Source organism: Niveispirillum cyanobacteriorum (genome assembly GCF_002868735.1).
In the GTDB taxonomy this organism is placed as follows: Bacteria; Pseudomonadota; Alphaproteobacteria; order Azospirillales; family Azospirillaceae; genus Niveispirillum; species Niveispirillum cyanobacteriorum.
On the sequence record NZ_CP025611.1, the window covers coordinates 2,336,203 to 2,349,652 of the forward strand.

Below are 13,450 nucleotides of genomic sequence, written 5' to 3' on the forward strand. Positions count from 1 at the left end.
GACCTTGAGGCTTGCCTCAAACCCGGAGTACCCGCGATGACCGACGCCCCCAATCAGACCGACAGCGCCCGCGTCGATCCGCGCCTGCTGGAGATCCTGGTCTGCCCGTTGACCAAGGCGCCACTGCGCTATGACGCCGCCGCCCAGGAACTGATCTCTGAGCAGGCCAAGCTGGCCTATCCCATCCGCGACGGCATTCCCATCATGCTGGTGGATGAGGCGCGGCGCCTGGACGACGCCGTCTGAATGAGCGAGGAACGTTTCGCCAGCGAGGCCGGCGGCAGCAGCCATTGGCCAACCGAACTGCGCCTGAACCGGGCGGAACGGGTCCTGTCCGTCAGCTTCGATGATGGCAGCCGCTTCGACCTTCCGGCGGAATTCCTGCGCGTGGAAAGCCCGTCAGCGGAGGTGCAAGGCCACACGCCGGCGCAAAAACAGTTGGTGACAGGTAAACGCCACGTCGCCATCACCCGCGTCGACCCCGTGGGCAATTACGCCGTCCGCCTGACCTTTGACGACGGGCATGACAGCGGTATCTATAGCTGGACCCTGCTGCACCGCCTGGGCCGGGACCGTGAAGCGCTATGGCAATCCTATCTGGATGCGCTGGCCGCCAAGGGGTTGGGGCGGTAAGCCCCCGCCCCCCTACACCCCGATCCAGACTTTTGACGCCTGCGCCCGCGCCTTCCGCTCGGCCTCTTCCACCTGTGGCATCCCGCCATCGGCGGTGGGAAACTCCCGCACGGGTTCACCGGTGCGGTTCATGCGGGCATAATAGGGCACGGCGCGCAGGGTATTGCCGTCACGCCACGTCCCTTCAATGGCCATGACACCCCCCAGCAGATCACCCCGCCACACCGCAGACAGCGGCGCAGCGCCGATGGGGCCGGCGATTGACGGCTGATCGGCGGTTTCGACGGAATAGACCAGGGGGCCATAGCGCAGGGCCACCTGCCCCCGCGTCGCCTCCACCTCCGCCCGCGCCGTCACCCGTTGCACCGCCAGGGGAAGCTCAAACGTCACCTTGTCCCCGCGCTTCCATTCCCGTTCAATCACGGCATAGCCATTGCGGTTGGCGGGCGTCACGGGCTTGCCATTGACGGTCAGCGCCGACAGGCCGCTGATCTCGGGGCTTGCGCTATAGAGCGTGCTGGTCGCCCGGTCGGGCACGCGGACATAGAGGGCGAAGCGGGCCTTGCGGGCGGGATTGACGGTGACCGCCACGGCCCCGGCCCAGGGGTAATCCGTGTCCTGCACCATCTCCACCTCGGTGCCGGCAACTTTGCCCACATTGATGCGGCTACCCACGAACAGGTTGAGGTACAGCGCGTCCGCCTGTTTCGCATAGGCCCAGGTGGGCATCATCAGCAGGGTACGGGGGATGTTGCCCACACAGCAGGGGCAGACATGCCATTTCGCCCGCTCTGTACCTGCTAGCGGGTTGGTGTAGCAGAAGCTTTTCCCCTCCAGATCCACGCCGCCCAGCAGGGCATTATACATCGTCTCCTCATAGAGATCGGCATAGCGGGCATCGTGATAGGCCAGGTTCATTTTGTACTGAAAGAAGACCAGCCCGCAGGAAGAACAGCTTTCGCAATAGGCATCGTGGCGCATGCCGTAATCGGCGCCGAACCCTTCCGCCGTATCGCCGCTGCCGACCCCGCCCGTGACGTAGTATTTGCGGTTGACCATATTGTCCCAGAGCGAGGCGACAGCACTCTGATAGTCCACGTCACCCGTCTCTGCCGCGATATCGGCCATCCCGGAATAGAAGTAGACGGCGCGGACGGCATGGCCCACGGCCTCATACTGTTTCACAGCGGGCAGGTGGCTCTGGTCATAGCGGGCACCGCCCCGGCGCTGATCGGTCAGGAAGCGGGCCAGCGCCACATAGGCATCGCCGCGTCCCCCGCCCTCCACATCGTTAACAAAGCGACCGAACCGGACCAGCGCCTGTTCCATCTGCTGGTGCCCGTCATACCAGGGCTTCTTGTCCGGCCCGATATTGGCCACCCAGCAATCTGACAGCTTTTTGGCCGCATCATACAGGCGGCGGTCGCGCCCACCGGTCAGGGTGTAATGGTTGATGGCCGATTCGATGAAGTACCCCGCGACATAGCCTTCATGGTCGGCACGGTTGCGCGGCGACCAGCGTTCGGCCCACTTGGCACGATCAGCCAGGGTATAGGCGGTCTGTAAATACCCGTCCGGTTCCTGTGCCGCCAGGATGATGGGGATCCAGCGTTCTAGGGTGGCGCGCATCTGCGCCTGTGCCGCCAACATGCCCTCATCGCCCTCTGAATCGACCATTAGGGCCAGACAGATGGACTCCACCGTCTGATGGACCCAGGCGTTGGAGAAGACATAGCCCAGATGGGGACCGTGCGGCTCCCCGCGAAGGGCCTTGGCGGCCTCCACGAAATTATCGATGCCGCCCTGGCCCGTGGGCAGGTCGGTGCGTTCGCAATAGGCGATGCAGTGCGGGATCCAGTTGACGATCAGGGAACGCGCCCGCGCCCGCCAGAACGGGCTGGTCAGGGCATAGGGCGTCGTATAGACGACATCCAGCCGTTTGGCCGGCGGCGGCGGCACGACCCGAACGCGCAATTCATCAGATGCCACACGCCCAGCGGCGGTGCCGGTCAGGCGCAGCGTGTAATCACCGATCTCAGAAAAGCGGGCCGTGGTCTCCGCTGCCGTAAGGTCGGCAAAACTCACCTCTCCCGGCCCGCTGACCTTGCTCCAGCGCAGATCATCGCCCGGCCCCCGGCGCAACCAGCCGGCGCGGGCCGCCAGATATGTCGCCCCACCCATGACGACCGTCCGGTCGACCCCCGCCTCCACCGCCGGTGGCAGGCTGGGCACCGGCCCGGCATTGGGCACGCGCCAGCGCCGGACGCCCACGGCCTTGCGCGCCTCCCCCTCAATCTCCAGACGCAGACGGTCGGTTCGCACAGGCGCGAAACTGTGAATGTTGAACCGGTCCGGCTCCCGGCCCAGGGCAGCCGGTGCCACCACCGGCACGAACCGGTCCTTGTCCCAGTAGAGCAGCCGCGCCGTGCGAGGCGGTGTATTCCCGCCCCAGTAAATCTCCACCCGGTCCGTGGTGACCGGTTCCGCCCAGGTCAGGTCGATCCAATGCGGTTCCGGCCCGGTTTCCCAGACCTCCCACATGCCGCTGGCCCCGTCCTTTGACCCCGTGGGGACCGTGGGGCGCAACAGGGCCTCCAGATCGGACACTTCCGACAGACGGCTGCTGCTGGGGATCGCGGCCTGTGCCAGATCGACGGATGCTTCGGCTGCCTGTACCCGATCCAGCAGGGGCAGCAAGACCGTACCACCCGCCCCCGCCAGAACATGACGGCGTGACACGCCCGGCACTCCCCGGTTCGGTTGTCCGGACTGTTCCTTTGCCATCGCCGCCTCCCCAGGCTGTTATTGCCCATCACGCTGAACGAACAATTAGTAATACTAATAAGATGATCAGGGGAGTGTCGCAAGCACCCTTATGGGAAAGGGGCAGGCGTGCCTTGCGCCCGCCCGTTCTGGACAGCGCCCGCCCCGATGGTTACATGAGAGTTTCCCACAGGCGCGGATTCTAAATCCGCGTCCCGTGCGGGCATTGCCAACGAGATGGTGTCCCATGACCGCGTCCAATGAGACCTTCCAGCCCTATCCCGCCGCCGAACCCAACCCGGACTTTCCCCGGATTGAGGAAGAGGTGCAGCGGATTTGGAAGGAGAACGCGGTTTTCCAGCAGTCGGTGGATTTCCGCCCGCTGGAAAAGGACGGCAAGCATAACGAGTTCGTCTTCTATGACGGCCCGCCGTTCGCCAACGGCCTTCCGCATTATGGCCATCTGGTCACGGGCTTCGTGAAGGATCTGGTGCCGCGGTATCAGACCATGAAGGGCCGCAAGGTCGAACGCCGCTTCGGCTGGGACTGCCACGGCCTGCCCGCCGAGCTTCAGTCCGAAAAGGAACTGGGCGTTTCGGGGCGTCACGACATCCTGAAATACGGGATCGACAAGTTCAACGCCCACTGCCAGGTGTCGGTGCTGCGTTTCACCCAGGAATGGGAATATTACGTCACGCGCCAGGGCCGCTGGGTCGATTTCCAGAATGATTACAAGACCATGGACATCACGTTCATGGAAAGCGTGATGTGGGCCTTCAAGCAGCTCTGGGACAAGGGGCTGGTCTATGAGGGCTACCGCGTCGTGCCCTATAGCTGGGCCGTGGAATCGCCGCTGTCCAACTTTGAGACCCGCCTGGACAATTCCTACCGTGAGCGGCAGGACCCGGCCCTGACGGTACGCTTCCGCCTGGATGCGCGGGATGGTGATGCAGGGCCCCTGGACATCCTGGCCTGGACGACCACGCCCTGGACCCTGCCGTCCAACCTGGCGCTCGCCGTTGGGCCGGAGATCGAATACGCCGTCATGCGCAAGGGCGATGACCGCCTGATCCTGGCCAGCAGCGCCATCGGCAAATATGCCAAGGAGCTGGAAGGCTACGAGCAGGAGAGCACCCTCTCTGCGGAAGATTTGCGTGGCCGTACGTACGAGCCAATCTTCCCCTATTTCAAGGGGCTGGAAAAGGCGCACCAGATCCTGGTGGCGGACTTCGTCACCACCGGCGACGGCGTCGGCATCGTCCACATGGCCCCCGGCTTCGGTGAGGATGACTTGGCCGTCTGCAAGGCGCATGGCCTGCCGGTCAAGGTGCCGGTGGATGTGGCCGGCAATTTTACCGCCGAAGTGTCCGACTATGTCGGCCTGAACGTGATCGAGGCCAACAAGCCCATCATCCAGGATTTGAAGGCGCGCGGCGTCGTGCTGCGGCACGAGACGTACCTGCACAACTACCCGCATTGCTGGCGCACCGATCAGCCGCTGATCTACAAGGCGGTGAATAGCTGGTACGTGGAAGTGTCCAAGTTCAAGGACCGCATGGTCGAGCTGAACCAACAGCAGATCAACTGGGTGCCCGGCCATGTGAAGGATGGGTCCTTCGGCAACTGGCTGGCCAATGCCCGCGACTGGAACATCTCCCGTAACCGCTTCTGGGGCTCGCCGATCCCGGTCTGGCGCAGTGATGATCCGCGCTATCCGCGCATCGATGTCTATGGCTCCATCGCCGAGCTGGAGCGGGACTTCGGGGTGAAGGTCACCGACCTGCACCGCCCCGCCATCGACCATCTGGTCCGCCCGAATCCCGATGATCCGACCGGCCAGTCGATGATGCGCCGCGTGGAAGACGTGCTGGATTGCTGGTTCGAATCGGGCTCCATGCCGTTTGCGCAGCAGCATTACCCGTTTGAGAACAAGGAACGGTTTGAAGCCGCCTTCCCCGCCGATTTCATCGTCGAATATGTGGCCCAGACCCGTGGCTGGTTCTACACGCTGATGGTGCTGTCCACGGCCCTGTTCGACTGCGCGCCGTTCAAGAATGTCATCTGCCACGGCGTGGTTCTGGACGAGGATAAGCAGAAGCTGTCCAAGCGTCTGCGCAACTATCCCGACCCGGTGGAGGTGCTGAACAACCAGGGTGCCGACGCGCTGCGCTGGTATCTGGTGTCCAGCCCCCTGATGGTGGGCGGCGATCTGGCCATGCCCAAGGATGCGCGCGGTATCGCGCAGTCGCTGCGCCAGGGCGTGCTGCCGCTGTGGAACGCCTACAGCTTCTTCACGCTCTATGCGAACATCGATCAAGTGAAGGGCACGATCCGCGCCGATCAGAAGGGTCTGCTGGACCGCTATATCCTGGCCAAGACCCGCGAACTGGTGGAAGGCATTGAATCCCGCCTGGACGGGTACGACCTGCCCGGCGCCTATGCCATCATCACCGGCTATTATGACGCGCTGAACAACTGGTTCATCCGCCGTTCCCGTTCGCGCTTCTGGCGGGAGGCCGGGGAGGGCGATGGCCAGGACAAGCGCGATGCCTATGACACGCTGTACACCTGTCTGGTGACGGCGACCAAGGCGCTGGCCCCGCTGCTGCCGCATGTGACGGAGCGGATTTATACCGCATTGACCGGTGAGGCATCGGTGCATCTGGCCGATTGGCCGGATGTGTCCTACCTGCCGTCCGACCATGAGCTGACCAGCCAGATCGACCTTGTCCGGGAGATCTGCGCGTCCGCCATGTCGCTGCGCGAGGCCAAGAAGCTGCGTATCCGCCTGCCGCTTCGCACGCTGACCATCGTCCATCCCGATGCCGACCGGCTGAAGGATCAGTTCGACACGGTGCTGGGTGCCTTGGTCGCGGACGAGGTGAATGTGAAGCAGGTGGTGGTGTCGTCCGACATCAGCCTGGTCGGCACCCGTCAGTTGGCCGTCAATGCCGCCATCGTCGGGCCCAAGGTGGGGCCAAAGATGAAGGAAGTGATGGCCGCCAGCAAGCAGGGCAACTGGACCGACAAGGGCGACGGTACGGTTGAACTGGCCGGCGTTGTCCTGGAAGCCGGTGATTTCGACATCCGCATCCAGGCCAAGGAAGGCACCCACGCCGCCCGCTTTGCCGGCGGCAAGGGTGTCGTCATGCTGGACGTGACTGTGGATGCAGAGCTGGAGGCCGAAGGCTGGGCCCGTGACTTTGTGCGCGCGGTGCAGTCCACGCGTAAGGATTCGGGCTTCCAGGTAACGGACCGGATTACCATCACGGCTCAGGTACCGGACGCCATCGCTGGCGCCCTGACCACCCATGCCGAGACGATCAAGCGTGAGACGCTGGCCTTGTCGCTGACGGTGAACCCGGAAACATTGCCCGACGGCGCAGTGTCGGTGGACCTGTCGGGCACGTCGGTGTCGCTGGTGCTGGCGAAGGCGTGAAGTATGGGGGAGGGAAGTTCTCTCCCCTACCGCAGCGTCTTCCCGTCATCCCGGCGAAAGCCAGGACCCAGGGCCAAGCGCCCGACCTTCACACTGCGTTGATCGGCGCAACTAATAGGCTTGTTCCTGTGGCCCCTGGGTCCCGGCTTTCGCCGGGATGACGGGAAGGGCGTGAAAAAGGAGAGGCCTAAAGAAGACCCCTACCGCCCCGCCACATCCACCGGCAGAGTGATCATAAACCGCGTCCCATGCCCCGGCACGCTGGCCAGATCGATGGTGCCCTGCAATGGTCCCGTCACCAGATTATGCACGATATGCAGGCCCAGGCCGGTGCCGCCGCTGTCGCGCTTGGTGGTGAAGAACGGATCGAAAGCCTTGGCCTGCACGTCCGGTGGCATGCCATTGCCATTGTCGGTGATGGCGATGGCCACGCGGTCGTTGCCGGCACGGCCGATGGCGATCAGGATTTCCGGCTTCTCCACGCCGGCAAAGCCATGGACGATGGCGTTCTGCACCAGATTGGACACGACCTGCGCCAGCAGGCCCGGCAGGGTCGTGATGGCCAGACCCGGCGGGCCATCGATGCTGACGGCCACGCGTCGTTGCCGGATCATCGGGTCCAGGCTTTTCAGGACATCCCCGACATAGGCACCCAGATCGACGGTGCGCAGGGCCTCGCTGCTGCGATCGGCGGAAACCTGCTTGAAACTGCGGATCAGGTCGGCGGCGCGTTCCAGATTGCCGGTCAAGATGCGCAGGCCCTCATGCAGCTTGTCCAGAAACTGCTCCATGGCCAGCCGCTTCAACTGGTTGCTGTTGAAGGCCTGGGCGATCTCGTCCCGCTCCACCTGCAGATGCGTCGCCATGGTGAAGGCCACGCCCAGCGGCGTGTTGATCTCATGCGCCACGCCGGCCACCAATTGGCCCAACGAGGCATGCTTTTCCTGCTGTACCAGCCTGCCCTGGGTCGCGCGCAGTTCCGACAGGGTGCTGTCCACCTTGGCATAGGCGGCGGCATTGGACAGCGCGATGGCGCCATAGGCACACAGCGTGCGGAAGATCAGCTTCTCCCGCTCTCCATAGGCATTGTCCGCCGCCGCCTGCGCCGTCATCACGCCCCAAAGGCGCGTGCCCACGATCAGCGGGGCCAGCAGCAGGGTACGCATGAAGCGCGTGCCAGGAATGTGGGAGGGGGAGGATTGTTCATGCTGACCACGCAAGATCAGCATTTCCTGCCGTTCCCGCGCGCAGCGGGCCACCAGTGATACGGGATCGGACACACGCCGCCAGATGGTGGGCAGGGGCCGCCCGCCTTCCAGCCCGTAGCGCAGTTCCAACTGTTCCCCGCTTTCTTCCACGACATAAACGGAGAAGGCATCCAGTTCCATCATGGTGCCGACATGACGGTGCAGGGCGTGGAATATCGCCTCGGCATCCAAAGTCGCCGTGATCTGCTGCCCGATACGGCCCAGCATCTCCAAGGTCTGCGTCGCCTCATGCAAGGCGGCGGCACGCGAGGCCTCGGCGGCGGCCAATTGGCGGTGATACTCACCTTCCGCCTTCAACCGTTCGGTTTCAAACCCCGCCTGCATGGCCAGCAGCCGATCGCTGACCTCCCGGCTGTGGATGATGCCGCGCGCCTGTCCGGCCCGCCGTTCCCAGCGCAGGGCCGCCCCCATGTCGCCCGCCGCTTCATAGGCCGAGGCCAGGGCCGATAGCAGATCGGCGGACGCCGTATAGCCCTGGATCGATTCGGCCAGGTCCAGCGCGCGGCGCAGATAATGGATGGAAGCCGTGTCCCCCGGTTCCATGTCGGGTGGCGGCGGCAGGTCGGTGAAGCGCTGATGGATGGCCGCCTTGGCGCGCAGCACATCAATTTCCCGCCAGCGGTCGGACCGGGCACGCACAAGGTCCAGTGCTGCATCCGCCGCCGTTACGGCATCCGCGCAGCGGTCCAGTACCGTCAGGGCGCGGGCACGGCCACACTGCGCCTCCGCCTGCAGATCGCTCTGTTCCAGGTCGGTGCCGACATCCAGCAGATCATCGAACCAGCGCAGGGCCGCCGTCGCATCGCCAACATCCAGTTCCAGATCGCCCAGATACTGACACGCGATGGCGTGGTTGCGCGACCGACCGAACGGCGCCAGCCATTCCAGCGATTCCAGCAGCAGGTGCCGGGCACGACCGGTCTGCTGCAACCGGCGCAGGGTGTCGCCCATGCCGCGAAGGCACTGGCCCACCGCCGCCGGCCAGCCCGTGGCACGGGCCAGACCATGCGCCCGCTCCCGCCACAGAAACTCGCTGACATAATCATTCACGTTGGCATGCGCGGCACCGACATTGCCGGCCAGCAGGACGGCCAACCGCATCTGCCCCGCCAGCACCGCCTGATCACAGCCGCGCTGATAATGGCGGAGCGCCTTCATGAAATCGCCATGCGCAAAACAGACCCCGCCATGGAAATAGGCGGCGACCGCGTCCAGGCCGGGATGTTCCAGCAAGGGGCCTTCGGGCAGCACGCGCCCCCATTCCGCCTCTGCGGCGGCGGCATCCCCGAACAGGGCGTCGCGCGCCATCCAGGCCTGGGCGATCTGCTGTCGCATGGCGTCGCCCGCCCGCAGGTACAGGCTATGGGCGTTGCGGTGGACCTGGATGCGGCGGCGCGTCTGCCCCCGGTCGAGCGCCAGCAGCGCCTCCGTCATGGAGGTATCACCCTCGCCCAGCACATCGCCGATCTGCCGGAACGTGGCCCGCGCGCTCTCCAGCAACGCCTCGGCCTGATCCAGTTCGGCGAACAGGGCCTTGGCTTCCGCCTTGATCAGCAGCAGCCGGGCCGTCAGGCGGCGCAACTCCCGCTCATTGGCGCCAGTGGCATAGGGCAGGAGCCCCATGGCTTCGGTTACCATGTCGAGTGCCGCACGCGTGTCCCGCTGGCGGTTGTACCAAGCGAGTGTGGTCAGCAGCAGCAAACGCTGCACCGGGTCCTGGGCATTGGTCAGATGATGTTCAGCCGACAGCACCTGTTCGGCCAGACCATACAGGTCCAGCGGCCCGACCAGGGAGGAACCGGGAAGTGTGGGACAGTCGGGATGGATGGGGGTATCCGGCGGCGGGTCGAAATCCGTCAGGGCCGGCAATCCGCCGACCGCGACCAGATCATCACCCGTTTCCACCACACTATCCGCCATGGACCGCCCAAGTCCGACCGCCGGCCCACAGGCTTGCGGGCAGCATTTCAATCAAATGCTACGCAACTGCCGGGCGGGGGGCAATTACGTTCGGGGGCAGGTGCTGTGGATTCTGGGATTTTTCCTGCCACCTGTGGTCGAACCGCCATGTCGGCCGTGTCCACAGGGGCAGGCGGGAAACAGTTGAAACAGACCTTGGGTGCCGAAACACCCAAGGTGTCAGGATCAGGCAATCAGGCTATCCAGACCGCGCTTGAAATCGGCGATGATGTCGTCGGCGTCTTCCAGCCCCACCGACACGCGGATGGTGCCCGGTCCGATACCCAGGATCGCCTTCTCCTCCACCGACAGACGCTGATGCGTGGTGGTGGCGGGATGGGTCGCCAGCGTCTTCGAGTCGCCCAGATTGTTGGAGATCTTGGCGATGCGCAGATTGTTCAACACGGTGAAGGCCGCCTGCTTGGCATCGCCGTTCACGGGCTTGATATGCAGGCAGATCAGGTTGCTGCCAGCCTTCATCTGCCGCTTCAGCAGGGCATATTGCGGATGGCTTTCCAGCCCGGCATAGAGCACACGCTCCACCGCCGGATGGTTCTCCAGGAAGGTCGCGACCTTCAGCGCCGATGCCGATTGCGCCTTAACGCGCAGCTCCAGCGTCTCCAGACCCTTCAGCAAGGTCCAGGCATTGAACGGGCTCAGCGCCGGCCCGGTATGGCGCAGGAACGGGGCCAGCGTGGCCGCCACCTCGTCATCGCACAGGATGGCACCACCCAGGCAACGGCCCTGGCCATCGATATGCTTGGTCGCGGAATAGACGACGACATCGACGCCATACTGACGCGGCTTCTGTAGCACCGGCGTGGCAAAGACATTGTCCACCACCACCTTCGCCCCGGCCTTGTGGGCCAGCGGCACCACATGTTCCAGATCGACCACTTCCAGGCAGGGATTGCTGGGCGTTTCCAGGAAGACGAGATTGGTGGGCACCGACAGGGCCTTTTCCCATTCCTCATTCTTGGTACCGTCGATGATCACGCTTTCGATGCCGAAACGCTTGGCCAGATCGCTGACGATATAAAGGCAGGAGCCGAACAGAGCGCGGCTGGCCACCAGCCGGTCGCCGGCCTTCAGCAGGCCGAAGACGGCGGCATGAACCGCGGCCATGCCCGACGCCGTGGCAAAGCAGCGGGGGTACCCTTCGTACTGCGCCAGCCGATCCTCGAACATGGCGACGGTCGGGTTGCGGAACCGGGAATAGACAAAGCGCGAGCCGTCATTGACGAAGGCGGCCTCCGCCGCTTCCGCACTCCCATAAACGAAACCGGAGGTTAGGTAGATCGCCTCGCTCGTCTCTTCGAACTGGGAACGGCGGGTCCCACCATGCACCAGTAGGGTGGCGGGGTTCAGATCATCGGGCAGGTCGCTCATCGCCATGGTCCTTAACAAGCCTCGACCGTTCGATCGAGGCCCGGTTCAGCGCCCTTATGCGGCGTCCGATCCATGGCTTCGACCTTTTAGCAGCTTCATTAAAACGTGGCCTGCAATCCGGTCACCAAATCACCACGTGAGGATTGTTAAATCCCGCCGCCGCCAGCTTGTCAAGACACGGGCTGTGCATGGCGGCACAGGCCCGGTTGCCGACAGGTGGCGTTCCGTGCTAGGTCCCGCCCAAACCTTTCACACCTTTTTAAACCGGAGTATCCGATGTCCGACGAGACGATCAACCAGGCCGAAGATGCCGCCGAGGAAGCCCAGTCCGCACGGCCGGTGCCGCCGCTCGTCGTCAATATGCAGTATGTGAAGGACCTGTCCTTCGAGAATCCCAACGCGCCGCGCATCCTGGCCAGCGCGTCCGAACAGCCGAAGATCGACCTGCAGGTCGACCTGCAGGCGCAGGGCCTGGCCGATAATGTCGCCGAAGTGCAGATCCGCCTGCGCGCCGAAGCCACGGTGGGTGACGCGACGGCCTTCATCGCCGAACTGGTTTATGCCGGTGTCTTCACCCTGCCGCCGATGCCGGCAGAGACGCAGCGCGCCGTGCTGCTGATCGAGGGGCCGCGCCTGCTGTTCCCGTTCGCCCGCCAGATCATCGCCGACGTCACGGCCCAGGGCGGCTTCCCGCCGTTGCTGCTGCAGCCGCTGGACTTCGTCGATCTCTATCGCCGTCAGGTTCTGTCCCAGCAGGCCGAAATGGGCGACGCGCAGGGCACCGCCTGATCATCTCATCTAGGGGCGGGCAAGAGCAAATCAGCCTTTGCCCGTCAGCCCCTGGTAAAGCCCCTGGGGCGTGTCGGTGAAGACCCCCGCCACGCCCCACTGGAACAGGCGGCGCGCCTGTTCGGGGTCATTGACGGTCCAGGCCAGCACAGGCCGACCAGAAGCGCGGAAGGCGGCGACGCTTTCTGCGCTTTGTTTTTTGGCATCCACATTGATGGTGGCGGCCCCCAGCCGGTCGGCGATGGCTTCCCAATCTGCCGGTTCCTCATCCATCAGATATCCGCGCGGCCAGTGCGGGGCCACCACCTTGGCCATGGCCAGAGACTCGATGGAGAAGCTGGAGATCAGGGGCGGTGGCCGGTTCGCGGGCCACAGGTTCAGCGCCATGGACAGCGCGATGCCCGCCGTCTGCTCATCCCGGCCCGGACAGGGCTTGATCTCCAGATTGAGGTTGATGTCCAGCAGGGTGGCCGCCTGGATCGCCTCCGCCAGGGTGGGCACCGGCTCCCCCTTGAAGTCCGGCCCGAACCAGGAGCCGGCATCCAGGCGGCGGATATCAGCGAAATCCATATCAGCGACCAGCCCATGGCCGTCGCTGGTCCGGTCGACATCATCATCATGCATCAGGATCGGCACGCCATCGCGTGTGATCTTCACATCCACCTCCACCCACAGCGCACCCTGCAAGGCACCGGTCCGCATGCCGGACAGCGTATTCTCCGGCGCGTGGCGGGCAGCACCGCGATGGCCGATCAGGCGGGGGATGGACAGCGTCATGATGCAGGATTCCAGTCGGGTAGAGCAGGAACTGATGATAGCCGATCTGCAGGGGATTAACAGATATTGACGCTGGGTAAGTAAAAACTTACCGTAAGCCATGACTGACATAGCAAGCATTCTTGCGGCCCTTTCCGACCCCACCCGCCGAATGATCTTTGAACGGATCGCGGAAGGTCCCCTGTCGGTGGGCACCGTTGCCGCCGGTCTGCCCATCAGCCGGCCCGCCGTGTCACAGCATCTGAAGGTCTTGAAGGGGGCGGGGCTGGTCCGCGATCAGAGCGCGGGCACACGCCGCCTCTACCATATCGATCAGGCGGGCCTGGGCACGGTGCGCCTGTGGTTGAACCGGTTCCATATTGAGGCACCGGCCAAACCCGCGCTGGATGTGCCGTGGGACAGCGCGCAATGGAAAGAGACGACATGAGCCGGG

At 64.3% G+C, this 13,450-nt stretch carries 9 protein-coding genes and 1 riboswitch; of the genes, 5 read left to right on the forward strand and 4 right to left on the reverse strand.

Going from position 1 to position 13,450, the window contains the following annotated elements; translation table 11 throughout:
- Nucleotides 1-36 precede the first annotated feature (36 nt).
- Together C0V82_RS10835 and C0V82_RS10840 are read left to right on the forward strand one after the other, a co-directional pair.
- Complete coding sequence (locus C0V82_RS10835) at nucleotides 37-246, forward strand: Trm112 family protein (RefSeq protein WP_102112357.1); 210 nt, start codon at nucleotides 37-39, stop codon at nucleotides 244-246.
- Complete coding sequence (locus C0V82_RS10840; RefSeq protein ID WP_102112358.1) at nucleotides 247-633, forward strand: gamma-butyrobetaine hydroxylase family protein; 387 nt, start codon at nucleotides 247-249, stop codon at nucleotides 631-633.
- 12 nt (nucleotides 634-645) lie between these two features.
- Here the strand turns inward: C0V82_RS10840 and C0V82_RS10845 are convergent, their stop codons facing one another.
- Complete coding sequence (locus tag C0V82_RS10845) at nucleotides 646-3,372, reverse strand: glycoside hydrolase family 127 protein (protein ID WP_245924064.1); 2,727 nt, start codon at nucleotides 3,370-3,372, stop codon at nucleotides 646-648.
- A gap of 271 nt (nucleotides 3,373-3,643) precedes the next feature.
- On the opposite strand from C0V82_RS10845, the gene ileS reads away from it, so the two are divergent.
- Nucleotides 3,644-6,835 carry an isoleucine--tRNA ligase gene (gene ileS, locus C0V82_RS10850; RefSeq protein WP_102112360.1) on the forward strand — a complete coding sequence of 1,064 codons (3,192 nt, stop codon included), beginning with the start codon at nucleotides 3,644-3,646 and terminating at the stop codon, nucleotides 6,833-6,835.
- 200 nt (nucleotides 6,836-7,035) lie between these two features.
- On the opposite strand, the gene C0V82_RS10855 is transcribed toward ileS, so the two are convergent.
- A complete protein-coding gene (locus tag C0V82_RS10855; RefSeq protein WP_102112361.1) occupies nucleotides 7,036-10,023 on the reverse strand; it encodes a sensor histidine kinase in 2,988 nt (995 codons plus the stop codon).
- Nucleotides 10,024-10,248: 225 nt separating this feature from the next.
- A complete protein-coding gene (metZ, locus tag C0V82_RS10860) occupies nucleotides 10,249-11,457 on the reverse strand; it encodes an O-succinylhomoserine sulfhydrylase (protein ID WP_102112362.1) in 1,209 nt (402 codons plus the stop codon).
- A gap of 60 nt (nucleotides 11,458-11,517) precedes the next feature.
- Nucleotides 11,518-11,597, reverse strand: a riboswitch (SAM riboswitch).
- Between the two features lie 130 nt (nucleotides 11,598-11,727).
- On the opposite strand from metZ, the gene secB reads away from it, so the two are divergent.
- Nucleotides 11,728-12,240 carry a protein-export chaperone SecB gene (gene secB / locus C0V82_RS10865; protein ID WP_102112363.1) on the forward strand — a complete coding sequence of 171 codons (513 nt, stop codon included), beginning with the start codon at nucleotides 11,728-11,730 and terminating at the stop codon, nucleotides 12,238-12,240.
- A 30-nt stretch (nucleotides 12,241-12,270) separates the two neighbouring features.
- On the opposite strand, the gene ugpQ is transcribed toward secB, so the two are convergent.
- Nucleotides 12,271-13,017, reverse strand: coding sequence for a glycerophosphodiester phosphodiesterase (ugpQ, locus tag C0V82_RS10870; protein WP_102112364.1), 747 nt, complete (start codon nucleotides 13,015-13,017; stop codon nucleotides 12,271-12,273).
- A 100-nt stretch (nucleotides 13,018-13,117) separates the two neighbouring features.
- Between ugpQ and C0V82_RS10875 the strand changes: the two genes are divergently transcribed.
- The gene (locus C0V82_RS10875) at nucleotides 13,118-13,444 is read left to right on the forward strand and encodes an ArsR/SmtB family transcription factor (protein WP_102112365.1); all 327 of its coding nucleotides are present in this window, start codon (nucleotides 13,118-13,120) and stop codon (nucleotides 13,442-13,444) included.
- The last annotated feature ends 6 nt before the right edge of the window (nucleotides 13,445-13,450 follow it).

Excerpts from the sequence above, each read along its gene's own strand:
- C0V82_RS10835 (WP_102112357.1), top strand. The coding sequence starts at position 37 with ATGACCGACGCCCCCAATCAGACCGACAGCGCCCGCGTCGATCCGCGC.
- C0V82_RS10840 (WP_102112358.1), top strand. The coding sequence starts at position 247 with ATGAGCGAGGAACGTTTCGCCAGCGAGGCCGGCGGCAGCAGCCATTGG.
- ileS (WP_102112360.1), top strand. The coding sequence starts at position 3,644 with ATGACCGCGTCCAATGAGACCTTCCAGCCCTATCCCGCCGCCGAACCC.
- C0V82_RS10855 (WP_102112361.1), bottom strand. The coding sequence starts at position 10,023 with ATGGCGGATAGTGTGGTGGAAACGGGTGATGATCTGGTCGCGGTCGGC.
- metZ (WP_102112362.1), bottom strand. The coding sequence starts at position 11,457 with ATGGCGATGAGCGACCTGCCCGATGATCTGAACCCCGCCACCCTACTG.
- secB (WP_102112363.1), top strand. The coding sequence starts at position 11,728 with ATGTCCGACGAGACGATCAACCAGGCCGAAGATGCCGCCGAGGAAGCC.
- ugpQ (WP_102112364.1), bottom strand. The coding sequence starts at position 13,017 with ATGACGCTGTCCATCCCCCGCCTGATCGGCCATCGCGGTGCTGCCCGC.
- C0V82_RS10875 (WP_102112365.1), top strand. The coding sequence starts at position 13,118 with ATGACTGACATAGCAAGCATTCTTGCGGCCCTTTCCGACCCCACCCGC.